A 26,594-nucleotide genomic window follows, 5' to 3' on the forward strand; every position below is an offset into this window, starting at 1 on the left:
ATGCCTGTTTTGCAAGCAAGTAATCTCGCCAAGGCCTATAAGGGTCGCGAAATCATCAAAGATGTCTCTCTCACCATAAGCAGCGGCGAAATTGTAGGCTTGCTAGGTCCAAATGGCGCGGGTAAAACCACCTGTTTTTACATGATTGTGGGCATCGTCAATGCCGACCGCGGCACCATACGTCTCGACGACCGCGACCTTACCAAACTGTCGATTAACGGACGCGCGAAAAATGGCGTGGGCTATCTGCCACAAGAGGCCTCAATATTTCGCAAATTAACCGTCGCCGATAACATCATGGCGATTCTTGAGACCCGTAGCGACCTCAATCGCAAGCAGCGTAAAGAAAAACTTGAGTCGCTACTGCAAGAATTCCACATAACACATATTCGAAGCTCAATGGGAATGGCACTTTCTGGCGGCGAACGACGCCGGGTTGAAATAGCGAGAGCACTGGCCACAGAACCCAGTTTTATCCTATTGGATGAGCCCTTTGCCGGCGTTGACCCGATCTCTGTAAATGACATTCAAAACATCGTTAAACACTTGCAGGCTCGGGGTATTGGCGTACTCATTACTGACCACAATGTTCGCGAAACCCTCGATATATGCGATAAGGCTTATATCGTCGGCGAAGGCCGTATCGTTGCCGAGGGCGACGCCAATACCGTGCTAAATAATCAGATCGTTCGAGACATATACCTCGGTGACAAATTCACCTTATAACGCCGACAACCAACAAATGAATCGGCACAGGTATTGCAGGCAATGATTGTCCCGACTACACTGAGAGAGAGGCATAATTATTGCCGGTAGGGCAAAAACAGCTTGCTCGTGTTACCACTCTCTTGTTGTAGAAGACACTGCCTATGAAACAATCGCTACAGCTCAAAGTCGGTCAAAGCCTGACAATGACACCCCAGCTGCAACAGGCGATTCGCTTATTACAACTTTCCACCCTCGATCTTCAGCAAGAAATTCAATCGGCACTAGATTCTAACCCCCTGCTCGAAATCAGCGACGACAGCGATGATTTTGAAGTGAATACCGAGCCCACCTCTGCCGAACCTAAGAAAGCCGAAAAAAGTAGCGATCAAGAAACCGAGGCCCCCCAGCCTGAGGCAGATACTGAGTGGGCCGAACGCAGCGATATCCCCGACGATTTACCCGTAGATAGCCAGTGGGACGACGTCTATCAGTCCAGCGGCACCAGCAGTGGTTCTGGCAGCGGTTCGGCGTCAGAGGACAGTGATTACAGCAACGATTACCGCAACTCCAGCGCAGATACTCTACAAGACCACTTGCGCTGGCAGTTAAATCTTAGCCGCCTGTCCGATATCGATCGACTGATTGCCGAGGCCATCATCGACGCCATTGACGATAACGGCCGACTCACGGTAAGCGCCGAAGATCTCGTAGACGGTTTTGCCAGTGACGAAATCGAAATCGAAGAATTTAATGCGATTTTACATCTGATCCAGCAGTTTGATCCGCCAGGCGTAGCTGCGCGCGATTTGCAAGAATGCCTGTTAATTCAACTCAAGCAACTACCACCAGACACACCGCTAGTTGAAGAAGCCCGTCTTGTTGTTAGCCAATATATGGCGCAATTGGGTAATCGCGACTATAACCAAATAATGCGCCGCTGCCGTTTGAAGGAAGAACAGCTCCGCGACATTATAAAACTGGTTCAGTCTCTCAACCCAACGCCCGGCGATAGCATTGGTGCCGACGACACCGAATATGTTGTTCCCGATGTGTTTGTTAGCAAAAAAGAAGATCGTTGGCTGGTAGAGCTAAATCCCGACATTGCACCTAAAATTCAAATTAATGCGCACTACGCCGCGCTGGCCAGAAAGAGCAGTAATAGCAGTGACAACGACTATATTCGCGACAATTTGCAAGAAGCGCGCTGGTTTATTAAAAGTCTGCTTAGCCGCAATGAGACTCTAATGAAAGTCGCCACTAAGATTGTCGAATACCAACGCGGCTTCCTAGAGTACGGCGACGAAGCAATGAAACCCTTGGTGTTACACGATATTGCTGAAGCTGTTGGTATGCACGAGTCCACTATTTCCCGCGTAACAACACAAAAATACATGCACACGCCACGCGGTATTTTTGAACTAAAATACTTTTTTTCAAGCCATGTATCTACCGATACCGGCGGCGAATGCTCATCTACGGCCATTCGTGCACTAATCAAAAAACTGGTGGCGGCAGAAAATCCCCGCAAACCCTTAAGCGACAGCAAGATCACCGATTTACTGGGTGAACAGGGCATACAAGTCGCCCGTCGCACCATTGCAAAATATCGAGAATCACTGGTTATTCCGCCCTCTAACGAGCGGAAACGACTGGTATAGTGGCAGTGCCCCTGTTACGGTCATTGTCGTCATACACGCGCCGTGAGGCGCTAGTTATTTTCAGCGATGAAGGAGCAAAATATGCAGATTACTGTTAGTGGTCATCACGTTGACGTCACCCCGTCTCTTCGCGATTACGTCAATACTAAGCTCGGCAAACTTCAACGACATTTTGACAACATCACCAATACCGACGTCACTCTGTCCGTCGAAAAACTGATCCAAAAAGCCGAAGCCACTGTGCACGTTGCCGGCGCCGACTTATTTGCCACTTGTGAATCAGAGGATATGTACGCGGCAATCGACAGTTTGACCGACAAGCTCGATAGACAACTGATAAAGCACAAAGAAAAAACCCTGGGCCGCTAAGGCCCCTGACCTAACCCACTGTTGCAAGAAACCATGATACTCAATTCCATTCTTACCTTAGGACGCACCCATAGCGGTGCGTCTATTACGAGCAAAAAACGACTTCTCGAATTTATTTCGGCAGGCATTAGCGCTGACAACAGTGAATTTGACGCCGATGAATTATTTAATGAATTACTTGCCAGAGAGCGCCTTGGCAGTACTGGCATTGGTCACGGAGTAGCGATCCCGCACTGCCGCAGCAGCCGCTGCACCGCCATCACCGGAATGTTACTCAAACTCGACCAAGCTATCGATTTTGAAGCTATTGACGACCAACCCGTCGACCTCGTATTTGCACTTATCGTTCCCGCAGAAGCGCACGACGAGCACCTCAAAGTGTTGGGCGCACTGGCCACCGCGTTTAATGAAGAAGAATTCCGCAGCGGCCTGCGCAGCGCAAGCTCCGACCAAGCCCTGCTAGACCGAGCTCTGCAAGCTTAGTATGGAACTCATCATTCTCAGCGGCCGCTCTGGATCAGGCAAAAGTACTGCGCTCCACCAACTCGAGGATGAGGGCTTTTACGCGATCGACAATCTTCCCGTGTCGCTGCTTCCAGAGTTGGTTCGTGAGCTTTCCCAAAGCCCACTCAAAGTACACAAGCAAGTTGCCGTCTGTATCGACGCTCGCAATTCCCAAGACGGCCTAGCGCGCTTCAAAGGGCTCTGCGAGCAAGTTCAGCAACATGCTCGCCTACGAATAGTTTTTCTCGATGCCGCAGACGACAAACTCATCAAACGCTTTAGCGAAACACGCCGTCGCCACCCGCTAACAACTGACTCCCTGCCACTGGCCGATGCAATTAAGCTTGAGTCACGGTTACTGGAGCCGATTGTGGTCGAAGCCTCGCTGGCCATCGACAGCAGCGATATGACGGTACACGAGCTGCGCGCCGCTATTCGCGACCGCATTCTTGGCGTTGACGCCAGCCGCCTAGCTGTGCAAATTAAATCCTTCGGCTTTAAACGCGGCCTGCCGATCGATGCAGACCTAGTCTACGACCTACGGATGCTACCTAACCCGCACTGGCAAGAAAATTTGCGCAGCCTTACTGGCAAGGACCAGGCGGTGCAGGAATTCCTTAGTGGCCAAGCCGACGTCCAGCTAATGCGCCGCGACATTTTGCAGTATCTGCAAACTTGGTTACCCAAAATAGAAGCCAGCAACCGCAGCTATTTCACGGTTGCCATTGGTTGCACCGGTGGCCAGCATCGCTCAGTATATATGGCTGAATCCTTGGCTGAGGCAATGCGCAGTAGCTACCCAGACCTCCAAGTTCGCCATCGCGAACTCCAGAACTAGAGGCGACACGATGGTCGAAGCAGAAATCAAAATCATCAACAAACTGGGGTTACACGCCCGCGCTGCGGCCAAGCTCGTTGCTACTACTGGCGCATATAGTTCAAAAATCACGCTTGCTATTGGCGACAAAAGTGTCGACGGAAAAAGTATTATGTCAGTAATGATGCTCGCCGCCAGCAAAGGCAGTGACATTACGGTGCGCTGCGAAGGTAGTGATGAGACGGCAGCCCTCGCTGCAATACAAGACCTGATAAATCAACGCTTTGGCGAAGGAGAGTAATAAAGTTTATTTTACTCGCGATTACTCTGTGGATTGTTGCGCGACGCGCTTTCAAGGATAATTGCCCAGACTTCTTACAAATCCATTACGGCTCAGGCTAGGGATAGGTATGGCCCAGACTGCAGACAAACTACAAACCGAGAGCCAACTCAAAACCCTCAATGACGCTTTGGGTTCCGGCGGATTCCTGCAAATTCGTCGCATGCTAAACGGCCTGCCCCCCGCAGACGCCGCTCACCTCATTGAATCAACGCCACATAAGATCCGTAGTGTCTTGTGGCAGCTTATCGACACTGAAAATGAAGGCGACATCCTTCAACATCTCAATGACGAGGTGCAGAGCCAATTTTTGCGGCAGATGGACGCCGAGGAAGTTGCGGCCATCACCGAAGGCCTCGAAGCCGATGACATCGCCGATATTCTCCAGCAATTGCCTGACCGGGTTATTCGTGAAGTCCTCGAGTCCATGGACCACCAGGACCGCCTTCGCGTAGAACACGTATTGTCCTTCGACGAGGACACTGCCGGCGGCTTGATGAACACCGACACGATCACCGTGCGGCCAAACATCACCCTCGATGTCGCGATGCGTTATTTACGACGCCACGAAAGCCTGCCAGAGATGACGGACAGTTTGATTGTCGTAAACCGCAACGATCAATACATCGGCATACTGTCACTACGTAAGCTATTGGTGTCTGACCCCAGCGTGACGGTGAGGGAAATCATGGACACCGAGGTCGAACCGATCTCTGCGGACATGTCCTCCAAAGAAGTCGCCACCCTCTTCGCCCGTAATGACTGGGTATCAGCACCCGTCGTTGGCGAGAATAGTCTACTACTTGGCCGAATCACTATCGATGACGTCGTTGACGTTATCCGTGAAGAATCTGACCACTCGCTGATGAGCATGGCCGGTTTGGACGAGGACGAAGACACCTTTGCCGCCGTATTCACCACAGCGCCACGACGGGCAATTTGGCTGGGAATCAACTTGCTCACGGCCTTCATTGCCTCAGGGGTTATTAATTTATTTGAAGCCACTATCGAAAAAGTCGTCGCCCTCGCGGTGCTTATGCCTATTGTCGCTAGCATGGGCGGTGTCGCCGGCACCCAAACCTTAACGGTGGTTATTCGCGGTATGGCGCTTGGCCACATCAGTCGAGATAACAGCCGCTGGCTAATTAACCGGGAAATATTAGTAGGCGCAATAAATGGCGCGCTATGGGCCTTAATAGTGGCGGGCGCGACTACTATCTGGTTTGGCGATCCCTTAATGGGCGGTATTATTGCCGCAGCCATGATTATTAATCTCGTCACCGCGGCACTGGCCGGCGCCGTGCTGCCACTCGCGATGAAATCACTGAATATTGACCCCGCCTTGGCCGGCGGTGTGGTACTGACCACCGTCACCGACGTCATCGGGTTTATGTCTTTCCTCGGGTTAGCCACCTATTTTTACGCCTAATAGCAACGGATTTTAATGTGACTGAAGCAACGCCAGAGTCGGAACGCCCTAGTAAAACGGCGGTAAAAAAAGAAATGCAAGCCCTGCAACAAATGGGGGAAAAGCTGGTTAAACTCAGCAACAACGAGCTAGCGAAAATACCCATTCTCGACGAGCATTTAGCGGAAGCCTTAGTCACCGCGAGGCGATTGACCAGCCGCGAGGCACTGCGCCGCCAGCTGCAATACATTGGCAAACTCATGCGCGACATTGACCTAACTGAGATTGAAGCCGGTTTAGCTAAGCGTGAAGAAGGCCAGCGCGAACAAGCCCAACAATTTCACCGCCTAGAGCTACTGCGCGATGAATTGGCAAACACGGGCGTAAGCGCCATTGAACAAGTGTTAGTCGACTACCCGCAAGCCGATCGCCAACGCTTACGGCAATTGGTCATGCAGATAAACAAAGATGCCCAAGCGAAAAAACCACCTGCGGCTAAGCGTAAATTATTCCAATACTTGAAAGAGCTTCAAGCCGCCAAAGCGGCGAACTAAACCTTAAATTTATAGACGGCGATGCTGGGCAACCGGCATTCGCTTACGAAGTGCAGCCTGTTCCTCAGCATCATAAGATGCAATAACACAGCCAGCGCCTAAACCTGCCTCTGCCAACACCCGCCCCCAACTATCGACCACAACGGAACCCCCCGAGGTTTGTCGTTTGGCATCATGTATACCGCCTTGATTAGCCGCCACCACAACACATTGATTCTCAATTGCCCTAGCACGAACCAAGGGCAGCCAGTGGGCCCAACCAGTACTACGGGTAAATGCCGAAGGCAATGCAATGATATCTACCTCGAGGTCCTGCATAGCCCTAAATAATTCGGGGAACCGCAGGTCGTAACACACCGCGATACCTAGGCGACCCAATTCAGTCTCAAGTACCGCCAGACTGTCACCTGGTGCGTAGGTATCAGACTCGCGGTAATGCCCCTGGCTGTCGCCGACCTCAGCGTCAAACAAATGTATTTTGCGGTAGTAACCAAGACAATCGCCATTTGCCGCGTAAACAAAACTCGTTGCGTAGATTCGCCCATCGTCGGCGGGAATAGGTATTGTCCCGCCCACGAGAATTAGCTGGTAACGCCTTGCAAGCTCACTAAGAAATGTCTGCAGCGATGCGTCGACCGCCTCAGCCTTGGCGAGCACACCAATTTCTCTGCTCGCAAAAAGCGCAAAGTTCTCTGGCAGGACCGCCAATCGCGCCCCTCTTGCCGCCGCCTCGGCCACTAAGGCTTCGGCTTGCTGCAAATTTTCAGCAAGAACGCGGCTAGACACCATTTGAATTGCAGCTACATTGACGCTCATCACTTAACCCCCGGTTTACCTGCGCTCCGCCCCTGCGGCTCAGAACCATCAAGGCTTTCATCGTCAAAGATATTTTTAAAGGTCAGCTCCGGCTCCTGAATTGTTCCCGAAATCTCGTACACAGCGCTGGAAAAACTGTCCATTTGCTCTTCAAATACCTTGCTAACCACATAGACACCCGCAGCCGCGGGTAAGCCGCCTACCAGCGCAGCCACCCAAGGCAAATTACTGCCCACTGGCAGGGTTGCTACTAAACGCAGATCAGGCACCTCGGTGAGCAAATTGATCCCGCCGGTCATTTGGAAACGACTCGAAGGCCCATGCACATCTAATGGCGACGACAATGCCAACTGCCCCTCAGCCAAATTGATGCCGCCGCGCATACGATCAAAGTAGATACCTTTTTTAAACACGTCGCGAAAATCGAACTTCAAGCGCCGCACAATATTAGCCATATTAAAAATACTAAAAATACGCAGCGTGCCGCTGGCCGCATCCGAGGTTTTTAAAAACCGACCGTCTTTAAAGGAGAAACTAAACTCGCCTTGGCTATCAGCGAGTGCCCATGCTGCCGGGGTACCGAACCACTGAAGATTTAAATCAAAATTACCACGCCGCGTTTCCATTACTCGAGGGTAGGAAAAACTTTCTAAAACATCACCCAAGTCGCTAATACCAAACTGGCCTTGCAACTGAGACGAGACTCGGCCGGTGTCATCCTGCAACCATGTTAAATTGGTACTACCGGCCACAGTCGCCAATTCGATCCCGCGTAAACTGCCGCGCACATTATTAAAATAGGCCCCGTTTTGATCAGTACGCAAGTCAAAACCAACACTACCGAGCTGCTCATCACCAATACTAAGTTTGGCGATATCCAGATTAACATCCAGCAAGCTTCGAGGGTCTATCCCATCTAGGGGGTTAGCGGCAGAAGCTTTGGGTTTAGGTAAATTCAGCGATTCTAGCGTCACTTTAAAGGCTTGGGCCGGGTCAAGCTCCACTCTTGGAATCTGAATATCACCTAATAATTGCGCACTATTAATATGTAAAAACCACGCATCAGGGGCGCTCCGCAGCGACAATTGGGCCGACTCTAGCAAACTGTCGAAAATCATTACCTCATCGATGCGCAGCTTCGTTACGCTAAACTCCAAACCCTCTTTTGACGCCGCGCCATTCGCGGCCAACTCCACGTAGCGATCGTAAACTCGGCGCCATTGGTCAAAGTCAGCAAATGCCAGACGCCCACTGATACGCATCTGGCCCGGCGTCAAGTCGTGCCATGTATCAATCCCGGAGGTAAGACCAAAGGACAAATTTGCGCTAATGTCCGTGTCTTTTTGAAACCCGAGTAACAGGCTAAACTGATCAGCCATCCTCAGGTGCATTACCTGCAGCCCCTCGCCAAAGGGCAGGGTAATTTTAATATCGCGCGTGCTCTCTGCCGCTTTATAAAGTGGTTGAGGGAGTAAAACATCCACCCCGCGCAAATCCGATGTCACCGTTAAGCCAGCGTTCGCGCCCGTTTCAACATGCAGTTTGGCCGCTGTGCTACCACTAAAAAAGCCCATCACCGGTTGCCCAGTCCAACGGCCCAAATCCGCCATATCAATATTGCCGCTCGCGTCAATATTCAGCTTTCCGTCGGTCTGTTTGATTTGCCCCTGCAGCGGCTGGCCATAAAGGCGTGCCGCCAAATCGCAACTACTCAAGCCTTTGTCGGATTCATAGTGGAGATGCCCCTGCGCGCCGGTTAAAATTAAGCGGTAGTCCGGCATTTCGATAGTTTTAAAATCAATATCAGCGTCAACACTGATTTGCAGCTCGGGCGCCTCGGTGAATGGCATTTTCAGGGCGAAATCGACATTGGCATCGCCTTCGCCGCGCCAGTTATCAAAGACTGTTCCAAGATATTGATGAAGCGGCGTTTTCGTCAGCAGTCGTTGAACTTGCGTGAACTTAGGCTCGGCATTGGCACTAACGTCTAAGGCATATACGCCATCACCCATTGGCCCAACTGCCACCGCAAGGTCTTCAACGGCGAGTCCATCTAACTCGGCGCCACCCTCTGCCGACGCCGTTACAAGACCATTGTCGATCAGCACGCCAGCTACAGGCACCTCAAGTGCTGGCCAGTCAGGATGAAATGCCAATTCAACATCCGCTAGATCTAAATGCAATTGCACGGCAGGATGTTCATCGCTTCCAGCAACCAGGGAGCCCCGATAGATAAAACCAGCGCTGTTTACCCTGCCGCCAAGAATACTTTGCTCGAGCCAAGCAAGCAGCGAGTCGCTCAGAACCTTCGGTGTAAAGCGTTGATGAACCGCCGCATCCGCATTGCGCGCGCCAATTACCAGGCTCATCTGTGGTTCAGTGGCGGTATCCTTGTGCAAAGGTAAATCAAGGCCCAGCAATACCGAAACGGGCACCCCTTCATTCTCTGCGAGAATTAAACCGCTGTTTAGCGCCAAATGATCATTATCATAAGTCCAATTTAATTCTGCTTTTACTTCTTGTAAATCGAAGGCATTATCGTAGAGATGCGGAAACGCCAGCGCCAATCGTTTGGAATCGAGCAAAAGTAAACCGCGCTGCGGCGCGATTTCCAAATAACCAGAAAGCCCTTTCGCTCCAGGCGCACCTTGCCAAGGCTCTACGCTGAGCGCGTCTGCCTCAGCACGGAAACTAAAGTTTTCGATGCCAGCTGGCGAACTATTTAAATCAAATTGGATATTGCGCAGGCTTCCCTTAGGTGCCAACTCCGCAAGCGTAGCCTGCAGGCCCGGGCTTAGGACCTCGCTTTCAAGTAGCAGCGTATTCGCTACATCGAGATCGAGCTGGGGCAAGCTAAATTGCCAGAGTTCTGGCTGAGGCCGCTGAACAGACACCCCGGCAAGATCAAGCTGCAAACCTTTAGAATGCGCATCAAAATCAGAAAAGGCGATGCGCCAAAATCCATCGCGATGACTGCCCTGAAACCGCATACTGACATCTTCTAGCACCGCGCCATCGGAACCCCAGAGTACACCCAGCGATAGGGTTGGCGCTTTTAATACGCCACTAATACTAATGCGTTGCTCCTGCCGCCAATTTAGCCATATCTCACCGCTAAGTTCACTATTTATGAGCGGGGCACTATCATCAAATAGCGGGGCCAACGCGCTTAAGCGGCTGTCTTTAACAACCAAATACGCGCTTGCGCTAAAGCGTTCCGCATTACGCGGGTCGCCGTAAGACTCCATCAATAATTGAATATCGCCGTCGCTGTCGGTATTTAATTTGGCATAGGCACGTCGAAATTTATCATCGCTACGCAAGAAAAAGTCCCGCGTACTTATCTGAGTTTGATCGCCATTAACGTAGTTAAGTTTTACCGAGAACAAGTCTAATGACGCATTGCGAATGCCCAACACCGCATCAATTACTGCATTTGGACTGCCGCCGCCCGTCGCGGACAACCCCGGAATCTGCCAATGACCATCATTATCCTGCTGCAGATCAAGATCGAGCTTCGCGACTTTAATCTGGCGAATTTTTGGCGTTCCGGAAAATAATGTGGAGAGTAAATCAATTTCGACGCGGCCCTTATCAAACCTCAAAGCGCCACTTTCGCCGAGCTGAAAATCGAGTAATTCGATGACCGGTGACAGCCCCGCCCAGCTTCCGTGCATTGCGCTGGCCGACACCGGGATACCCGCGAATTCCTCAACGTACTGAAATATCTCACTCTGATAGCGGTCAACTAAACCAATATACTGGCGCCCGAGACTGACATAGAGCGCCAGCAATACCAGTACGAGCAGTGCGACACCCCACAGTAAAGAATACAGCTGTTTAAAAAAGCGCCGAAGCATCATCCATCACCCACGATGACTGCCACATTTGCTGATTAGCATCACAACAGCACCACATCATACTGCTCTTGGGTGTACACAGCCTCAACCTGAAAGCGAATGCTTGCGCCGATAAACTCTTCCAAATCAGCCACGCTGGACGACTCCTCATCCAGTAAACGATCGACAACTTCCTGAGAAGCTAACACCAATAAGCGTTTGCTCTCGTAAGCTCTGGCCTCACGCAAAATTTCGCGAAACACTTCGTAACAAACCGTTTCAGGTGATTTCATTGAGCCGCGACCATGGCAGTAACGACAGCTCTCGCAAAGAACATGCTCAAGACTTTCTCGCGTACGTTTACGCGTCATCTCAACCAGGCCCAACTCCGACACCCCGGTAATCGAGGTTTTGGCGTAATCTTTTTCCATGGCCTTTTCCAAGGCGCGCAATACCTGACGACGGTGTTCAGGGTCTTTCATGTCGATAAAGTCGATGATGATAATGCCACCGAGATTGCGCAAACGCAGCTGCCGCGCCAAGGCCGCCGTCGCTTCAAGATTTGTTTTATAAATGGTTTCTTCTAAATTGCGATGACCAACAAAAGCGCCAGTATTAATATCGATGGTACTCATCGCCTCGGTTTGATCGATAATCAGATAACCACCTGACTTCAACTCAACTTTGCGACCCAAGGCTTTTTGGATTTCGTCCTCAACACCGTATAGGTCGAAAATCGGTCGCTCGCCGGGATAGTATTCCAGCTGCGAGGCTATTTCCGGCAGATAGTCCTCTGCAAACTGGGCTACACGCTGAAAACTTTCTTTGGAGTCAATGCGGATTTTTTCTAAACCTGGTCGCACCAAATCCCGCATGGTGCGCATAAACAGCGGTAAGTCCTCATAAATAACACTTGGCGCGACATCCCGCTTCATTCTCCTCTCAACAGCAATCCACAAGCGCTTTAAAAACTGCACATCGGCTTGCATTTCGTCTTCGCCAGCGCCCTCGGCGGCAGTACGCAAAATATAACCGTCACGCAACTCGCCGTCGTCATCAAGGGCAGACGACTCCAATAAGCCCCGCAAACGCTGACGTTCATCTTCATCATCAATCCGATGGGAAACGCCAATATGTGCCGCACCCGGCATATACACAAGGTAACGAGAGGACACCGACAAGCGTGTGGTTAATCGCGCGCCCTTGGTGCCCATCGGGTCCTTACTCACCTGCACTGTGAGTAACTGACCTTCGCGAATTTTAGTGCGAATATCGGCGTGTTCACCGTCGGGGGTATCCAAGCTGGCAATATCTGAAGCATGAATAAAGCCCGTGCGTTCCAAACCAATTTCGACAAACGCCGCCTGCATTCCAGGCAACACGCGGACGACTTTGCCCTGGTATATATTCCCTGCTATCCCGCGCGAACGACTGCGCTCAATATACACTTCCTGTAACACGCCGTTCTCAACCACCGCGACCCGCGTTTCTACTGGCGTGACATTGATCAGAATCTCTTCGCTCATGGCCTCACTCTAACCCGATTTCAGCGTCGCGTAACAAAGCCGCTGTTTCATATAATGGTAGCCCCATAACGCCGGAATAACTGCCGGAAATGTGCCGCACAAATTGCCCTGCAACGCCCTGAATTCCGTATGCGCCCGCCTTGTCGTCCGCGTCGCCCGTGGCTAGGTATCCGCGGATCTGAGCAATACTCAAGTCTGAAAAACTAACATCCGTCACCGATAGTTTCAGCCGGATGCGACCGCCGTGATATAAGGCCACGGCGGTCATAACCTGATGGCTACGTCCACTGAGCCGAGTCAACATTGCCTCCGCACTTAGACGACTTTCCGGCTTCCCTAAAATGTCACCGTCAACAATCACCGAAGTGTCAGCAGCAATAACCGGTACTCCAGCAGCGCGGTTAACGACGGCTAGCGCTTTTTCAGTAGCCATCCGCTGCACATACGTCGCCGCGTCTTCCTTTGCCATTGGCGATTCGTCGATATCAGCGGCAATGACTTTAAATCCGACACCGATCTGCTCAAGTAATTCTCTTCGCCGTGGCGACTGCGATGCCAGTATTACTATTTCAGACATTTCAGTAGACCGCAAACAAGCGCTGCAGCCACGCAATGCAAGGTCGCATAAATAGCCACAATACACCGGTGCTCAAAATTGGGATAAACACCAGCCAATGTGTTTGCGCGACGCCATTAATATTTTGCGCCCACTGATCAACCAGTATATGGAACAATTCTAGCAATGAAATAAATGCAGCTTGTTTACGCAAACTAAACATCCGTAAACGCTGATAAGAAACCTGAATAATGTAGGCCACAACCGCCAGTGCAAACGCGTTTTGGCCTAACACGGCGCCCTGCAAGATATCCAACACAATGCCACACAGCCAGCTGATAAAGACACCGACGCGCTCCGGCAAAGCCAATAGCCAATACACTAGAGTGAGCAATACAAAATCGGGACGGGCCCAAGCCCAATCACCACTGAGGGGGGCGATACTTAGTAACAGTGCAGTTAATAAGCTTACGACGACAAACCACTGTCCGTGCGCATGCGATTCCACGCGCTACTCCTCCGACTTCTGCTCACTGAATACCAGCAAGACATTGCGGCTGCGGTCTAACTGCGCCATTGGCCTAGCCCGTACTTCGGCAAAGGGCTGACCGGGGTCTATCGATACATCAACAACCTCGCCTACCGGATACCCACCCGGAAAACGACCACCCAAGCCAGAACTAACCAAAAGGTCACCCACTTGTATATCAGTCGTAGCCGCCACATGGGTCAGCGCAAGTTCATCAATAAGGCCGGTACCTTCGGCAATCGCCCGCAGGCCATTGCGACTAACACGCACGGGCAGCGCGTGCGCGCTATCGGTAATCAGTAGGACACGGCTTTGCAGTAGGCCGACCTCGGTAATTTGACCGAGTAAGCCGGTCGCATCTATGACGGGCTGCCCGACAAAAGCACCATCGCGACTACCCTTATCGACCACAAGCTGGTGTCGATTTGGATCAGAGGCCACAGCCACTACTTCAGCCACCACCACGGTGTCATTAAGCAGCTCAGCGGAATTCATTAACTCGCGTAAACGCACGTTCTCGGCACGGAGTTCAATGTATTTTTGAAGTTTGGCGTTAAGAATGAGGGACTCAGCGCGCAGCCGCTCGTTATCGGCCATAAGATCGCGACGCGAACTGAGCATGTCGTTAAACTCGCCCAGCATTTTACTAGGTACATCAACTACCCAGTAAAATGGCGCGGCGACAATAGACAGCTGGGTACGTACCGGCGCCATAAAATCCAGACGCTGACCGACCAGAATAAGCGCGAGCGCCACACCGCCAAACAGCAGCAGGCGCCCACCAACCGAGGACTCATTTGAGAATACCGGTTTAATTGCCGCGTCCTCCCTCTACAGGGCGAATCATTATTACTCTGCAGACAATATGTCGAGGTGATGCCGATCCATCATCTCCAGCGCTTTACCGCCGCCACGAGCCACACAGGTCAGTGGATCTTCGGCGATAATCACCGGCAGTGCACTCTCGTCAGCAATTAATTGGTCTATGCCGCGTAACAAGGCACCACCACCGGTCAAAACAATACCGGTTTCAGCAATATCTGCGGCCAATTCTGGCGGCGACTGTTCAAGTGCACGCTTAACGCCCTGAATAATCACCTGCAGCGGTTCTTGCAGCGCTTCAAGTATCTCGTCGCTATTCAATGTAAAGCGACGGGGAATCCCCTCGGCTAAATTGCGGCCGCGCACATCAATTTCACGCAGTTCGCTGCCAGGATAGGCACAGCCAATTTCTTGCTTAATCCGCTCCGCCGTCGCGTCGCCAATCAAGCTGCCGTAGGTACGGCGGACATGGGTCACAATTGCTTCGTCAAAGCGGTCACCGCCAACGCGCACCGAGTCTGAATAAACCACGCCGTTCAAGGAAATAATAGCAATCTCAGTGGTACCACCACCAATATCCACCACCATCGATCCCGAGGCTTCGCCAACCCGCAGGCCAGCACCAATTGCCGCTGCCATTGGCTCTTCAATCAGACGCACTTCGCGAGCGCCAGCGCTGAGTACCGATTCGCGAATTGCGCGACGCTCAACCTGGGTGCTCTTGCACGGTACACTCACCAAAACCCGAGGGCTCGGACGAATAAAACTGTTCTGATGGACCAATTTAATAAAATGCTGGAGCATTTTTTCGGTGACTTGGAAGTCGGCTATAACACCGTCCTTTAGTGGCCGAATTGCGGTGATATTGCCAGGGGTCCGCCCCAACATGCGCTTGGCTTCCATACCTACAGCTTCAATGGTTTTTTGACCATTGTGCACACGAATTGCCACCACCGAGGGCTCATCGAGAACGATGCCCTGACCCCGAACATAAATAAGCGTATTTGCAGTTCCAAGATCGATAGATAAATCGTTGGAGAACATGCCACGAATTCGTTTAAACATTAGTATGTATCACCTTATACGGCCCGTATATTTAGACTAGAGCCAGGCTATAGAGACTCGAAGTAGTTGCCACCCGGCAAATTTCGCACGTCCCTGAATTGAAAACTTTGCCACTCTATCAATGGCAGGGATTTAGGGCAAGGCGCAAATATGATAAGTTTACGGGTTTACCGCTGTATGCCAAGCAATCTCGGTGCCACGCTTACGTCAAACACCGAAAAAAGCCTGTACCAGCCTTTACCAACACACTCAGGTGAACCATGAGTTTAGACCAGAACGAAATTAGCAAACTGGCCAGACTGGCGCGTATTAGCGTAGCCGACAGTGAAACAGCAGAACTCAGCCAGCGAATCGGCGACATCTTGAATATGGTGGATGTCATGCAAGCGGTTGACACCCAAAACGTGGTGGCAATGGCGAATCCCCACGATGCCGTTCAGCGTCTGCGCACCGATGAAGTCACCGAAGTCGACCAGCGTGAACACTTTCAAACCATTGCGCCCAAAACAGAAGATGGCTTGTATTTGGTTCCACAAGTGATTGAGTGATATTTGGCCCACAGCCAATCACTTAGTAGCGCCCTCATTATTACATTGCCAGAGCCTTTATTTATGCCCAATCACACGGTTGCCGACATCCTCCGCGGACTGGAGGCAAAGACCTTCTCCAGCGAAGAAATCACCAAACAATATTTAGACGCTATTGTCGCCCACGACCCACGCTACAACAGCTATATCACGGTGACCGCCACTGCAGCGCTAGAGCAAGCTCGCGCCGCAGATCAAGCCCGCCAAAACGGCAACGGCGGATTACTGTGCGGTGTACCCATCGCCCACAAAGATATTTTTTGCACTGAGGGCGTACGCACCAGCTGCGCCTCCAAAATGCTCGACAATTTTATTGCGCCCTATACCGCGACCGTCGTAAGCAATATGGCAAACGCCGGTGCCATCACACTGGGCAAAACCAATATGGACGAATTCGCCATGGGCTCGTCTAACGAAACCAGTTTTTATGGTGCGGTGCGTAACCCATGGAATACCGACTGCGTGCCCGGCGGCTCGTCCGGTGGCTCAGCCGCAGCGATCGCCGCCGGACTCGCGCCCGCGGCAACGGGCACCGACACTGGCGGCTCAATACGCCAACCCGCCGCGTTATGCGGACTCACTGGTCTAAAACCAACATACGGCCGCGTTTCCCGCTACGGCATGATCGCTTTCGCATCCAGTCTCGATCAAGCAGGCCCCATGGCCAAAACCGCCGAAGACAATGCCCTGCTATTGCAAGCCATGTCCGGTTTTGATCCACAGGACAGCACTAGCATGCAACTGCCAGTGCCTGATTTTGTGGGCGGCCTGAACAAAGACCTTAAAGGCTTAAAAATCGGCGTGCCAAAAGAGTATTTCAGCGAGGGTCTCGACCCAAGTATTGGCGCAGCTGTTGAAACGGCCCTAGACGAATACCGCAAGCTGGGCGCCGAGATCAAAGCTATTAGTCTACCCCACACTCACTTGGCGGTGCCCTGCTACTATATTATTGCGCCGGCTGAAGCGTCAGCCAATTTGTCCCGCTTTGACGGCGTGCGCTACGGCTACCGCTGCGAAAACCCCAAAGATCTTGACGATCTCTACACTCGCACCCGTGCCGAAGGCTTTGGCGCCGAGGTTAAACGCCGTATTTTAATTGGCACCTACGCGTTGTCATCCGGCTTCTACGACGCTTACTACCGCAAGGCGCAGCAAATTCGCCGCCTGATCAAACAGGATTTCGATGCAGCGTTTAAAGAAGTCGACATGATCGCCGGCCCCACCACGCCCAACCCCGCCTTTGCACTGGGCGAAAAAGTCAGCGACCCGCTGACAATGTATCTTGAAGACATTTACACCATTGCGGTGAATTTGGCTGGCCTGCCCGCCATTTCTCTGCCGGTGGGCTTCACCCAAGGTAAACCCATTGGCCTGCAATTGATTGGCCGCGACTTTGACGAGGCGAGCCTGCTCGCCGCCGCCCATCAATATCAGCAGCGCAGCGACTGGCACCGCCAAGTTGCGCCCGGCAGCGTATAAGGAAAGCATTATGGAATGGGAAGTAGTTATTGGCCTGGAAGTCCATGTCCAGCTCAACACCAAATCGAAGATATTCTCGGGATCCAGTACCGCCTTTGGCGCAGCGCCCAATAGCCAAGCCAGCGCGGTTGATCTGGCGCTGCCCGGCACTTTACCGGTACTCAATGAACAGGCATTGAAAAAAGCCATTTTATTCGGTCTCGCTATCGATGCCGATATTTGCATGGCCTCAGTTTTTGACCGCAAAAACTATTTTTACCCTGATTTACCTAAGGGTTACCAAACCACGCAAATGGACTTTCCTATTGTCGGTCCCGGGATCGTCACCATAAACCTAGCCGATGGCAGCAGCCGCGATATTCGCGTGCACCACGCCCACCTTGAGGAAGATGCAGGCAAATCCCTGCACGAAGATTACCACGGCATGACCGGAATCGACCTCAACCGCGCAGGCACGCCACTGATCGAAATCGTGTCTGAACCCGATATGCGCAGTGCCGAGGAGGCCGTGGCCTATTTGCGTAAAATTCACTCCATTGTGACCTATTTGGACATTTCCGACGGTGACCTCTCCCAAGGCTCCCTGCGCTGCGACGCCAACGTCTCAGTGCGTCCCAAAGGCCAAGCCGAGTACGGCACCCGCGCCGAGATTAAAAACATCAACTCCTTTCGCTTTGTTGAGCGAGCCATAAAGGTTGAAACTCAACGCCAGATTGAATTAATTGAAGACGGCGGCAAGGTAAAACAAGAAACCCGCCTCTACGACAGCGACAAGAACGAAACTCGCGGCATGCGCAGCAAAGAAGAAGCCAACGACTACCGCTACTTCCCCTGCCCAGATTTACTGCCTGTTATTGTTGAGCAGGACTTAATCGACCAGCTCAAAACCACGATGCCCGAATTGCCGGATGCCAAACGCCAGCGCTTTGAAGAAGCCTATGGCTTGTCGAGCTACGACGCAGCGCTACTCACCACTGAACGCGCCATTGCCGATTATTTTGAATCTGCGACCTCTGCGGCCGGCGACGCGAAACTCGCTGCCAACTGGGTGAATGGTGAACTCTCGGCGGCGCTCAACCGCGACAATCTTGGCATTGCAAATAGCCCAGTAAGTGCGGAGCAGCTAGGCGGATTAATCCAGCGCATTGTCGACAACACCATCTCCGGCAAAATCGCCAAACAAGTCTTTGAAGCCATATGGAATGGCGAGGGCAATAGCGCCGACGCGATTATCGACAGCAAAGGCTTAAAACAGGTTTCCGACACCGGTGCCCTGGGTGCGATGGTCGACGAAGTCTTGGCCGCCAACCCCGATCAGGTTGCACAATTCCGCGGCGCCGACGAAGGCAAACGCAAGAAAATGCTGGGCTTTTTTGTCGGCCAAATTATGAAAGCGTCGAAGGGCCAAGCCAATCCCGGCGTTATCAACAAACTTTTAAACGAAAAGCTGGGCAGCTAAGCTGCCCCACACCCAATAAGGTAATGTAGATATTATGAAAAAAGACAAAGAAAAGGTTCTTGACGAAGTGTGGACCGAAGACCGCGTGCGAGAGTTTTTGGCGTCAGAGCCTAAAGCAGGCACCGACACCGACTTCCACGCCCTGCTCAAAGCCTACCAGAGCATGCGCGCTGACGATTTCGAATTATTTATCGGTATGTTCCTCGAAACCGATCGCAACCTGAATGCCACCGACAAAGCCGGCCGCACGGTACTCAGCTATGCCAAAGAACACCGTAATTCCGCCGAGCACGTTGCCGCTTTAGAGGCCAAGGGCGCTGCTTAAGCCGCCCACTCAGCTCGCGCTCAACTACTGCGACTGCGGCTAAAGCGGTCGCGGTTCTCCTGCTTTTTAGTCTCGCTTTTACGCAGCATAATATACACCGCACCCGCACCGCCGTGTTGGGGCTGAGCGCTACAATATGCCTGCACTTGCTCCATCTCCGGTAACCAGCGATTCACATACGACTTCAATACAGCGCCCTTAGAACTGCTATTGTGACCGCGACCATGAACAATAATGACCGCCCGCAAGTCTAGGTTCATCGCCTCGCGAATAAATTCAAAGACCTGCAAGCGTGCGTGCTCGACTGTCATTTTGTGCAGATCTAAACTCGCCTCAATCCGATACTTGCCCTGTTTTAACCGCCGAAACACGCCGTGCTGCACACCTTCGCGCTTAAACTCCACAATATGATAGGGATCGAGCAATTCGATATCACCCGTCGACAAAAAATTTTGACGCTCATTAACCGCAGTGGCGGCTTCGCGGCGAGCAGCAATATTTACCTTATCTAAATCGAGTTTTTTCAAGGCAACCCGCGCATCCGCTTCTAGGCGTTTGACACCAGCCATCTCTTGGGCGAACAATTGCTCTTCATCGTCCATGCTCACCTCCATACCAATATCAGGATTCATTATGCTGAACTCTCCGTCGCAGCCCCAGTCACCGTCGCCGACTTCAGCAGTTTCCGCAGCGCAATGTCCGCTCTGCGGCCAAACCAATCAATGCGCTATCGCGGCCGGCAATGCAGCCAGCAGCTGCTGGTGTATGAATAGCACCTTCAGCGGCGCAGCAAAGCAACAAGCCGCCAATACCCAAGGGCCGCAACGCTGCATCTGCAAGGCCTGTGGCCAAGTATCCACAGAATAGCAGCGACGTTAAGACTCACCTCCCACGATTTTCTCATAACGAGCGCACTCTGGGGTGGTTCGCTCGCCCTGATTTTCAATCTCGTCGCAGCTTAAGCTCGCCATTGACTTCAAACAGGCACTGGCTGAACCATACAGCGGATGGGCAGTGGTGATCCCAGAAAATTGCTGCTGAATACCCATGCAAGCGCCCTCAAGGCTCTGTAAAACCATGGCCCGCATCTCCGGCGGCAGATCACTCACCTCTATACTTTTAACCGCACAAGACTGCATTTTTTCACACATTAGCTCATAAGCGTCTTCTAAAGAACCTGCCTGCAAAGACGCCGCCCAAGCGAATAACGCAAACACAGAAACCAGTAAATTCCTTTTCATCAGCTCAATCCTCTACAAATAAATAATCTGACCGCCCCTGCACTTTTTAAAAGGGCAAAACAAGGATAAGCTGAAAACAAGATATCGGCCAGACCGCATCGAAACTCTAATTCATAGTAATAACGGTAACACCACATGACAGCAACCCCACTTAGCGGCCCAGACTACCTGCTGCGCGGTTTCAAGATTATTCGCCAGCCCGGTATTCGCCTGTTTGTGGCGATCCCTCTCCTGATCAATATTATTATCTTTGGTGCTTTTACCACTCTCACCCTCGACGCCATGAGCGGCTGGATAAATCAGGTAATTGAGTGGCTACCTAGCTGGCTGGATTTTCTGCGCTGGATACTTTGGCCGCTGGCCGTCATTTTGGTGCTCGCCATTGTGATGTATATCTTTAGCACCGTGGCCAATATTATCGCCGCGCCCTTTAACGGCTTACTGGCCGAAAAAGTAGAAGAAATGTTAACCGGCGAAGAGGTGGCTGGCCGCGAAACCATTGCCATGGCGATTGCCAGCTTTCCCAAAAGCATCGGCCGGGAATGCCAAAAACTGCTGTATTACATCGGTTTTGCGGTACTGACCTTAATCGCCAGCTTTGTGATTTCGCCAGTGGCGCCGCTGCTGTGGTTTGCCCTGAACGCGTGGATGATGGCGATCGAGTATTGCGATTACCCCATGGACAACCACAAGTTAAGTTTTAAAGATGCTCGAAAACGTATTGGCAGTAGACGCGGCACCAGCTTCAGTTTTGGCGCCCTAGTGATGCTGGGCACCATGGTACCCATTTTGAATTTATTTATTATGCCCGCCGCCGTGTGTGGCGGGACTTTGATGTGGGTGGAGCGTTTTAAGAACCAGAAATAAGTAACGCCTTACCGAAGTAAATGTTCAGGGGGGCGAATACACGGCAGCTTCATACCCAACGCCTCTTCAATATTAGGCAGTAAAAATGCGTCATCTTCGCAGGCAAAACTAATCGAGGTGCCGGTTGCGCCAGCGCGACCAGTACGACCAATACGGTGCACATAGTCCTCCGCATCTTCGGGCAATACATAGTTAATAACGTGACTAACGCCGTTAACGTGAATACCACGGCCGGCCACATCGGTCGCAACCAAGCATTCGATTTCCCCGTCTTTAAATTGCTGCAGCGTACGTGAACGTTTGTTCTGGGGAATCTCACCAGACAAAATACCGCAGCGAACTCCGGCTTTTTGCATTTTCTCAAACAGGCGGCGAGTTTCATCTCGGCGGTTAACGAAGATAATGACACTGGTCGCATGCTCTTCACGAACAATGTTCAGCAATAAGCGATACTTGTCTTGAGACTCAACCAAGTAGACCTTTTGATCTACCGTGTCGGTTGCCACGCTTTCTGGCTCGATTTCAATTTTAACCGGCTCTTTGGTCCACTGCTCGGTCAAACGCATAATGTCGTCGGTAAACGTGGCACTGAACAGCAGCGTTTGGCGATGACTGGTGCTTGGCGTGGCCCGCACAATACGCTTCACCTGGGGAATAAATCCCATGTCTAGCATGCGGTCGGCTTCGTCAATAACCAAAATTTCGATTTGATCCAAATACAGGTCTTTGCGACCTTCAAAATCCAGTAGACGACCCGGTGTTGCCACGACAATATCGACCATGCCTTTTAATTTATCTTGCTGCTTTTGGTAATCCATACCACCGATCAAGGTCACGACATTCAAACCGCAGTACTTGCCGAGTGCACGCGCATCTTCACCAATTTGCACGACGAGTTCGCGGGTGGGCGCAATCACTAAAGCGCGCGGCTCGCCGGCAAAACGCTCTTCTTCGATGGGATTATTCAAGAGATCGTTAAAAATAGTAATCAGAAACGCGGCCGTTTTACCGGTGCCGGTCTGCGCTTTGCCAATGACGTCATTGCCACGCAGGGTGTGGGGTAGTGACACCGCCTGAATCGGTGAACAATATTTAAAACCGGTGTCGGCGATACCGTGCATTAAACTGGGGTCGAGATCCAAGTCGTGAAAACGCGTTTTCCCCTCTTCAGCCGGCACCTGAAATTGATCTATAGTCCAAACTGGCGCCGCCGCTTTTGGGGCGTCGCTTCCACGACTCCTTGGCGAGCGCTTACGTGCTTCTTGGCCGCCGGCGGAAATTGGCGCCGCGCCCTGACTGTCAACAGCTGAAGCCTTTTCTGGCGCTGAAGATGCTTTACCTGACCCAAACAGCTTTTTTAACAAAATTAACTCTTCTTAAATTGCGCAATAATCGGCCATTCTACCACTATTCACTGGCAACACGCCCAACTGCCATTTCACGCAGTAATATAGCAATGTCACCCGCACCTTAAGTTTTGGGCGTTTCGGCCTTTAATGACGCGTCAGTACCAACGACCTCTGACTCCGCCTGGCCCTCAGCCCGACTATCAACTTCAGTTTCATCAAGCTCTCCAACTTTTGGCGCTGCAGTTGGGAGCGCTTCAGCAACCACTACGGGTTCAGTCAATGGCTCTGAATCTGGATTAGGCGCCGGCGCCACCACGGCAGCAATGACCGGCTCTGGCGAATCAGCCAACGCGCTCTTCGCTGCTTTCGCCTCTTTGCTATCGCGAATACGTGCGCGCGCCTGCCTGTCCAAATAATAATCCAGGCTAAACCAGCGACCACCACCACTAAACAATAAACTGAGCAACATAATAAAATAGGTAGCGGCAAATTCAATACCGTTGTTTAGCACCGCGATATTGCCTTTTTCTGTCAACCAAGCGTAATTACCGTGCTCCTCGAGAATGGTACTCGCCCTGCGTAAGCGGTCACCAACCGCCTGGCTATTTTCCAAACTCGCGCGCGCCGCCGGTAAGCCCAAATCCGCCAAGGGCTTCGCGGTACTGGTCGCTGGGTCAGCAGGAGCAATGGCAAACCAACCATTGTCCCAATGCACGGTCACTGCAGCAACAAACATTGCCACCATCAACGGAATACTGACCCAGCGCACAGCCAAACCAAACAGTAATAAAAATCCGCCAAGCAACTCTGTATACGTAAGGAGTTGTGCCAATAGTTCGGGCTCAGGCAGGCCTAAACCACTGCCCAACCATTGCGCCGTGGCATCGAGATGGCGAAATTTATAAAGGCCAGCGGCAATCATTACTGGCGCCAAATACAGGCGAATAAGCAGCGGCGCCAAGCCATCTAACTTAGCCAATAAACCAAAGAGGAAATCGTGTATGCCGTAATATGCCCTGAATAACAAAGTCATAATCAGTCCCGTTTTTTATCGTTATTGCGATCGCTGCGAAAAAGTATAACGAGATGTACAGCTAACTGCACACCGGACAAGCTGGGTCACGGCGTAAATTCAATTGCCGCAACTCCATATTAATACCATCAAACAATAATAAGCGCCCCACCAGCGGCTCACCCAAGCCCGACAGGCACTTCAAAGCTTCTAGCGCTTGCATACTTCCTATTATGCCTACGACCGGCGCAAGCACCCCACTCTCGGAACAATTAAGCGCGGCATCATCAGCTTCGTGATAAAGGCAGCGATAGCACGGTGAATCTTCCCGACGGAAATCAAACACACTCAACTGGCCTTCGCCACGGATTGCCGCGCCGGACACCAGCGGTTTTCGCGCGGTGTAACAAGCCCGATTTAAAGCAAAACGGGTAGTAAAATTATCACTGGCATCTACCACTAGGTCGACCCCAGCCACAGCCTCTACCAATGCCTCGCCACTGAGTCGCACTGAATGAGGAACAACGCAGATATCGGTGTTTAACGCGTGAATACTTTCTGCAACTGAATCGACTTTGCCACGACCAATGTCAGCACTACCATGGGCAATCTGGCGCTGTAAATTACTTAAATCAACCGTATCGTCGTCGGCAAGATGCAATTCGCCCACCCCCGACGCGGCTAAATACAATGCCACCGGGCAGCCCAAACCACCCATTCCAACAATAAGCACCCGGCTTCGCAGCAGCGCCTCTTGGCCTTCCACATCCAAACCCGGCAATAATATATGACGGCTATAACGCAGTAGCTGCTCGTCATCCATGGCGCCATACTCCCATCGTAATTCGCTCATTGCCGCCGTAGTCTCGGCGCGAGTCGATATCACTAAACCCTCGGCTCGCCAGCACTTGCCGCACAGCGTCCGCCTGCTGAAAACCGTGCTCCAGCAACAACACACCACCCGCCAGCAAATAGTCCGGCGCCACTTGAATAATATGCTTAATGTCTGCCATACCGCCCTCGGCGGCAACCAGTGCCGAGCGCGGTTCAAAGCGCACATCGCCCTCAAACAAATGCGGGTCGTCGGAATCGATATAGGGAGGATTACTAACAATCAAATGATACTGCGTGCGCGGAAGCCCGGCGAACCAATTGGACTGCTGAAAACAAACATTGCTCAAACCAAGTGCCAGCCGATTTGATTCCGCCAAAGCCACCGCCTCAGGCAGATAATCAACGCCTAACAGCTGCGCATCACTGCGCTCTGAGGCCAGCGCTAATGCAATTGCACCGGTGCCCGTGCCTAAATCAAGGACTTGTGGTTGGCCGAGCTCGCAAATAATTTCAAGTGCACGCTCAACCAAACACTCCGTATCAGGGCGAGGAATTAAGCTGGCGGGGGACACTGCAAGTGTTAAGGACCAAAAATCACGAGAACCGAGAATATGGGCAATTGGCTCGCCAGCTAAGCGCCGGGTAAAATGCGCCTGAAACTGCTCGAGCTCGCTTGCCGTTAACACCCGCTCGGGCCAGCTGTATAAATAACTGCGCGACCGATTCAAACAGCGGCAAAGCAACAGGGCCGTATCGAGGTCCGCGCTATCACTCAGCCCCGCTAATTGCCCGCGATAAGCCATAGCTTGGGCAATACTGACGCCCGACATTATTCCGCCAATGCCGCCAGTAGGTCGGCCTGGTACTCTTGGCGTAAGGGCGAAATAATATGGTCGACGTCGCCTTGTACAAATTCATCTAATTTATACAAGGTGAGATTTATCCGGTGATCAGTCACCCGGCCCTGAGGGAAATTATAGGTGCGGATACGCTCCGAGCGATCACCACTACCCACCAAATTACGCCGCTCGTTCGCCTGCTCCTGCTGATTTTTACTATTGGCGGCATCATTCACTTTCGCGGTTAACAAAGACATCGCCCGCGCCTTGTTTTTATGCTGCGAGCGCTCGTCCTGACACTCCACCACAATGCCGGTTGGAATATGAACAATACGCACGGCAGAGTCAGTGGTGTTTACGTGCTGACCACCCGCGCCACTCGAGCGAAAGGTATCAATACGCAGATCGCCTTTATTAATTTCTATTTCGTCGGCCTCTTCCGGCTCGGCCATCACCGCCACGGTACACGCGGAAGTATGGATACGCCCTTGGGATTCGGTTTCCGGCACTCGCTGCACGCGATGCGCACCAGACTCAAACTTGAGATGACCGTAAACCTCTTGACCGGCTACTCGACTGATAATTTCTTTGAAGCCGCCGTGTTCGCCCTGCCGCTCACTCAACACCTCAATACGCCAGCCCTTACGCTCGGCGTAGCGAGAGTACATGCGGAATAAATCGCCAGCAAAAATCGCCGCTTCATCGCCACCAGTGCCTGCGCGGATTTCCAAAAATACGTTATGAGAGTCATTAGGGTCTTTAGGTAATAGCAAGGTTTGCAGCTCGACTTCCAAAACCTCTAATTTGGCCTTGGCTGCCTTGACCTCTTCCTCAGCCATTTCCCGCATGTCGGCATCGTCTTCAGCTAGCATGGCCGTCGCTTCCGCTAAATCTTGCAGGACTTGCCGATAATCACCATAGCCATGCACAACAGGCTCTATTTCTGCATATTCTTGCGACAAGCCACGAAAACGGTCTTGGTTGGCAATTATCTCGCCATCGCTAAGCAAGGCGCCGATTTCTTCGTAACGATCAAGCAAATTGTCGAGTTTACTGACAAGGGAGGCCTTCATATTTACTCACTTAATTAA

At 51.9% G+C, this 26,594-nt stretch carries 28 protein-coding genes; 14 read left to right on the forward strand and 14 right to left on the reverse strand.

Annotation, left to right across the window (positions count from 1 at the left end; translation table 11 throughout):
• The 8 genes from lptB to yjgA all read left to right on the forward strand — a co-directional run bounded on the left by lptB (position 1) and on the right by yjgA (position 6,358).
• Positions 1-726, forward strand: a complete 726-nt coding sequence (gene lptB / locus ABD836_RS17725) for an LPS export ABC transporter ATP-binding protein (protein ID WP_344938571.1) — start codon at positions 1-3, stop codon at positions 724-726.
• Positions 727-869: 143 nt separating this feature from the next.
• On the forward strand, positions 870-2,366 hold the full coding sequence (locus ABD836_RS17730; protein WP_344938573.1) for an RNA polymerase factor sigma-54: 1,497 nt from the start codon (positions 870-872) through the stop codon (positions 2,364-2,366).
• Positions 2,367-2,447: 81 nt separating this feature from the next.
• A complete protein-coding gene (gene hpf / locus ABD836_RS17735) occupies positions 2,448-2,735 on the forward strand; it encodes a ribosome hibernation-promoting factor, HPF/YfiA family (RefSeq protein WP_008251637.1) in 288 nt (95 codons plus the stop codon).
• Positions 2,736-2,768: 33 nt separating this feature from the next.
• Positions 2,769-3,218, forward strand: a complete 450-nt coding sequence (locus tag ABD836_RS17740; RefSeq protein ID WP_344938575.1) for a PTS sugar transporter subunit IIA — start codon at positions 2,769-2,771, stop codon at positions 3,216-3,218.
• A gap of 1 nt (position 3,219) precedes the next feature.
• Positions 3,220-4,077: an RNase adapter RapZ gene (gene rapZ / locus ABD836_RS17745; protein WP_344938577.1), complete on the forward strand. Its 858-nt coding sequence runs from the start codon at positions 3,220-3,222 to the stop codon at positions 4,075-4,077.
• Between the two features lie 10 nt (positions 4,078-4,087).
• Positions 4,088-4,357, forward strand: a complete 270-nt coding sequence (locus ABD836_RS17750) for an HPr family phosphocarrier protein (protein ID WP_344938579.1) — start codon at positions 4,088-4,090, stop codon at positions 4,355-4,357.
• Positions 4,358-4,466: 109 nt separating this feature from the next.
• Complete coding sequence (gene mgtE / locus ABD836_RS17755; protein WP_344938581.1) at positions 4,467-5,825, forward strand: magnesium transporter; 1,359 nt, start codon at positions 4,467-4,469, stop codon at positions 5,823-5,825.
• Between the two features lie 17 nt (positions 5,826-5,842).
• Positions 5,843-6,358, forward strand: coding sequence for a ribosome biogenesis factor YjgA (gene yjgA / locus ABD836_RS17760; RefSeq protein ID WP_344938583.1), 516 nt, complete (start codon positions 5,843-5,845; stop codon positions 6,356-6,358).
• Positions 6,359-6,367: 9 nt separating this feature from the next.
• On the opposite strand, the gene ABD836_RS17765 is transcribed toward yjgA, so the two are convergent.
• Genes ABD836_RS17765 through ABD836_RS17795 form a run of 7 tightly spaced genes read right to left on the reverse strand, consistent with a single transcriptional unit; the run spans position 6,368 to position 15,511 of the window.
• On the reverse strand, positions 6,368-7,174 hold the full coding sequence (locus ABD836_RS17765; protein WP_344938585.1) for a carbon-nitrogen hydrolase family protein: 807 nt from the start codon (positions 7,172-7,174) through the stop codon (positions 6,368-6,370).
• A complete protein-coding gene (locus ABD836_RS17770) occupies positions 7,174-11,037 on the reverse strand; it encodes a YhdP family protein (RefSeq protein WP_344938587.1) in 3,864 nt (1,287 codons plus the stop codon). The genes ABD836_RS17765 and ABD836_RS17770 overlap by 1 nt, the downstream gene beginning before the upstream one ends.
• Before the next feature lie 38 nt (positions 11,038-11,075).
• On the reverse strand, positions 11,076-12,539 hold the full coding sequence (gene rng, locus ABD836_RS17775) for a ribonuclease G (protein WP_344938589.1): 1,464 nt from the start codon (positions 12,537-12,539) through the stop codon (positions 11,076-11,078).
• Between the two features lie 4 nt (positions 12,540-12,543).
• Positions 12,544-13,116 (reverse strand): Maf family protein, encoded by a 573-nt coding sequence (locus ABD836_RS17780; RefSeq protein WP_344938591.1) that lies wholly within the window; start codon positions 13,114-13,116, stop codon positions 12,544-12,546.
• Between the two features lies 1 nt (position 13,117).
• The gene (mreD, locus tag ABD836_RS17785; protein ID WP_344938593.1) at positions 13,118-13,603 is read right to left on the reverse strand and encodes a rod shape-determining protein MreD; all 486 of its coding nucleotides are present in this window, start codon (positions 13,601-13,603) and stop codon (positions 13,118-13,120) included.
• Positions 13,604-13,606: 3 nt separating this feature from the next.
• A complete protein-coding gene (gene mreC, locus ABD836_RS17790; RefSeq protein WP_344938661.1) occupies positions 13,607-14,440 on the reverse strand; it encodes a rod shape-determining protein MreC in 834 nt (277 codons plus the stop codon).
• Between the two features lie 33 nt (positions 14,441-14,473).
• Complete coding sequence (locus tag ABD836_RS17795; RefSeq protein ID WP_008251661.1) at positions 14,474-15,511, reverse strand: rod shape-determining protein; 1,038 nt, start codon at positions 15,509-15,511, stop codon at positions 14,474-14,476.
• A 260-nt stretch (positions 15,512-15,771) separates the two neighbouring features.
• Between ABD836_RS17795 and gatC the strand changes: the two genes are divergently transcribed.
• The 4 genes from gatC (at position 15,772) to ABD836_RS17815 (ending at position 19,361) form a co-directional block, all read left to right on the forward strand.
• On the forward strand, positions 15,772-16,059 hold the full coding sequence (gene gatC / locus ABD836_RS17800; protein ID WP_344938595.1) for an Asp-tRNA(Asn)/Glu-tRNA(Gln) amidotransferase subunit GatC: 288 nt from the start codon (positions 15,772-15,774) through the stop codon (positions 16,057-16,059).
• Positions 16,060-16,122: 63 nt separating this feature from the next.
• Positions 16,123-17,577, forward strand: coding sequence for an Asp-tRNA(Asn)/Glu-tRNA(Gln) amidotransferase subunit GatA (gene gatA / locus ABD836_RS17805; RefSeq protein WP_344938597.1), 1,455 nt, complete (start codon positions 16,123-16,125; stop codon positions 17,575-17,577).
• Positions 17,578-17,587: 10 nt separating this feature from the next.
• Positions 17,588-19,036 carry an Asp-tRNA(Asn)/Glu-tRNA(Gln) amidotransferase subunit GatB gene (gene gatB / locus ABD836_RS17810; protein ID WP_344938598.1) on the forward strand — a complete coding sequence of 483 codons (1,449 nt, stop codon included), beginning with the start codon at positions 17,588-17,590 and terminating at the stop codon, positions 19,034-19,036.
• Positions 19,037-19,070: 34 nt separating this feature from the next.
• Positions 19,071-19,361 carry a PA4642 family protein gene (locus tag ABD836_RS17815; protein ID WP_344938600.1) on the forward strand — a complete coding sequence of 97 codons (291 nt, stop codon included), beginning with the start codon at positions 19,071-19,073 and terminating at the stop codon, positions 19,359-19,361.
• A gap of 20 nt (positions 19,362-19,381) precedes the next feature.
• On the opposite strand, the gene smrA is transcribed toward ABD836_RS17815, so the two are convergent.
• Positions 19,382-19,993, reverse strand: coding sequence for a DNA endonuclease SmrA (gene smrA, locus ABD836_RS17820; protein WP_344938602.1), 612 nt, complete (start codon positions 19,991-19,993; stop codon positions 19,382-19,384).
• Position 19,994: 1 nt separating this feature from the next.
• Between smrA and ABD836_RS19535 the strand changes: the two genes are divergently transcribed.
• Complete coding sequence (locus ABD836_RS19535; protein WP_425583049.1) at positions 19,995-20,228, forward strand: cysteine-rich CWC family protein; 234 nt, start codon at positions 19,995-19,997, stop codon at positions 20,226-20,228.
• Positions 20,229-20,236: 8 nt separating this feature from the next.
• On the opposite strand, the gene ABD836_RS17830 is transcribed toward ABD836_RS19535, so the two are convergent.
• Positions 20,237-20,602, reverse strand: coding sequence for a hypothetical protein (locus ABD836_RS17830; protein WP_344938606.1), 366 nt, complete (start codon positions 20,600-20,602; stop codon positions 20,237-20,239).
• A 135-nt stretch (positions 20,603-20,737) separates the two neighbouring features.
• On the opposite strand from ABD836_RS17830, the gene cysZ reads away from it, so the two are divergent.
• Complete coding sequence (gene cysZ, locus ABD836_RS17835; RefSeq protein WP_344938608.1) at positions 20,738-21,469, forward strand: sulfate transporter CysZ; 732 nt, start codon at positions 20,738-20,740, stop codon at positions 21,467-21,469.
• A gap of 8 nt (positions 21,470-21,477) precedes the next feature.
• Here the strand turns inward: cysZ and rhlB are convergent, their stop codons facing one another.
• The 5 genes from rhlB to prfA form a co-directional block, all read right to left on the reverse strand.
• Positions 21,478-22,833: an ATP-dependent RNA helicase RhlB gene (gene rhlB, locus ABD836_RS17840; RefSeq protein ID WP_344938610.1), complete on the reverse strand. Its 1,356-nt coding sequence runs from the start codon at positions 22,831-22,833 to the stop codon at positions 21,478-21,480.
• A 106-nt stretch (positions 22,834-22,939) separates the two neighbouring features.
• Positions 22,940-23,851, reverse strand: a complete 912-nt coding sequence (locus ABD836_RS17845; protein ID WP_344938612.1) for an HvfX family Cu-binding RiPP maturation protein — start codon at positions 23,849-23,851, stop codon at positions 22,940-22,942.
• Between the two features lie 61 nt (positions 23,852-23,912).
• Entirely contained in the window at positions 23,913-24,653 is a 741-nt protein-coding gene (locus ABD836_RS17850; RefSeq protein ID WP_344938662.1) for a HesA/MoeB/ThiF family protein, read from the reverse strand.
• Complete coding sequence (gene prmC / locus ABD836_RS17855) at positions 24,646-25,494, reverse strand: peptide chain release factor N(5)-glutamine methyltransferase (protein WP_344938614.1); 849 nt, start codon at positions 25,492-25,494, stop codon at positions 24,646-24,648. Before prmC ends, ABD836_RS17850 begins: the two co-directional genes overlap by 8 nt.
• Entirely contained in the window at positions 25,494-26,576 is a 1,083-nt protein-coding gene (gene prfA / locus ABD836_RS17860) for a peptide chain release factor 1 (RefSeq protein WP_344938616.1), read from the reverse strand. Before prfA ends, prmC begins: the two co-directional genes overlap by 1 nt.
• Positions 26,577-26,594 lie beyond the last annotated feature (18 nt).

It is taken from the genome of Zhongshania borealis, assembly GCF_039539625.1.
Classification (GTDB): Bacteria; Pseudomonadota; Gammaproteobacteria; order Pseudomonadales; family Spongiibacteraceae; genus Spongiibacter; species Spongiibacter borealis.

Coding starts and splice junctions, on each gene's coding strand:
- lptB (WP_344938571.1), top strand. CDS start 1: ATGCCTGTTTTGCAAGCAAGTAATCTCGCCAAGGCCTATAAGGGTCGC.
- ABD836_RS17730 (WP_344938573.1), top strand. CDS start 870: ATGAAACAATCGCTACAGCTCAAAGTCGGTCAAAGCCTGACAATGACA.
- hpf (WP_008251637.1), top strand. CDS start 2,448: ATGCAGATTACTGTTAGTGGTCATCACGTTGACGTCACCCCGTCTCTT.
- ABD836_RS17740 (WP_344938575.1), top strand. CDS start 2,769: ATGATACTCAATTCCATTCTTACCTTAGGACGCACCCATAGCGGTGCG.
- rapZ (WP_344938577.1), top strand. CDS start 3,220: ATGGAACTCATCATTCTCAGCGGCCGCTCTGGATCAGGCAAAAGTACT.
- ABD836_RS17750 (WP_344938579.1), top strand. CDS start 4,088: ATGGTCGAAGCAGAAATCAAAATCATCAACAAACTGGGGTTACACGCC.
- mgtE (WP_344938581.1), top strand. CDS start 4,467: ATGGCCCAGACTGCAGACAAACTACAAACCGAGAGCCAACTCAAAACC.
- ABD836_RS17765 (WP_344938585.1), bottom strand. CDS start 7,174: ATGAGCGTCAATGTAGCTGCAATTCAAATGGTGTCTAGCCGCGTTCTT.
- ABD836_RS17770 (WP_344938587.1), bottom strand. CDS start 11,037: ATGATGCTTCGGCGCTTTTTTAAACAGCTGTATTCTTTACTGTGGGGT.
- rng (WP_344938589.1), bottom strand. CDS start 12,539: ATGAGCGAAGAGATTCTGATCAATGTCACGCCAGTAGAAACGCGGGTC.
- ABD836_RS17780 (WP_344938591.1), bottom strand. CDS start 13,116: ATGTCTGAAATAGTAATACTGGCATCGCAGTCGCCACGGCGAAGAGAA.
- ABD836_RS17795 (WP_008251661.1), bottom strand. CDS start 15,511: ATGTTTAAACGAATTCGTGGCATGTTCTCCAACGATTTATCTATCGAT.
- gatC (WP_344938595.1), top strand. CDS start 15,772: ATGAGTTTAGACCAGAACGAAATTAGCAAACTGGCCAGACTGGCGCGT.
- gatA (WP_344938597.1), top strand. CDS start 16,123: ATGCCCAATCACACGGTTGCCGACATCCTCCGCGGACTGGAGGCAAAG.
- gatB (WP_344938598.1), top strand. CDS start 17,588: ATGGAATGGGAAGTAGTTATTGGCCTGGAAGTCCATGTCCAGCTCAAC.
- ABD836_RS17815 (WP_344938600.1), top strand. CDS start 19,071: ATGAAAAAAGACAAAGAAAAGGTTCTTGACGAAGTGTGGACCGAAGAC.
- smrA (WP_344938602.1), bottom strand. CDS start 19,993: ATGAATCCTGATATTGGTATGGAGGTGAGCATGGACGATGAAGAGCAA.
- ABD836_RS19535 (WP_425583049.1), top strand. CDS start 19,995: ATGCTGAACTCTCCGTCGCAGCCCCAGTCACCGTCGCCGACTTCAGCA.
- ABD836_RS17830 (WP_344938606.1), bottom strand. CDS start 20,602: ATGAAAAGGAATTTACTGGTTTCTGTGTTTGCGTTATTCGCTTGGGCG.
- cysZ (WP_344938608.1), top strand. CDS start 20,738: ATGACAGCAACCCCACTTAGCGGCCCAGACTACCTGCTGCGCGGTTTC.
- ABD836_RS17845 (WP_344938612.1), bottom strand. CDS start 23,851: ATGACTTTGTTATTCAGGGCATATTACGGCATACACGATTTCCTCTTT.
- ABD836_RS17850 (WP_344938662.1), bottom strand. CDS start 24,653: ATGGATGACGAGCAGCTACTGCGTTATAGCCGTCATATATTATTGCCG.
- prmC (WP_344938614.1), bottom strand. CDS start 25,494: ATGTCGGGCGTCAGTATTGCCCAAGCTATGGCTTATCGCGGGCAATTA.
- prfA (WP_344938616.1), bottom strand. CDS start 26,576: ATGAAGGCCTCCCTTGTCAGTAAACTCGACAATTTGCTTGATCGTTAC.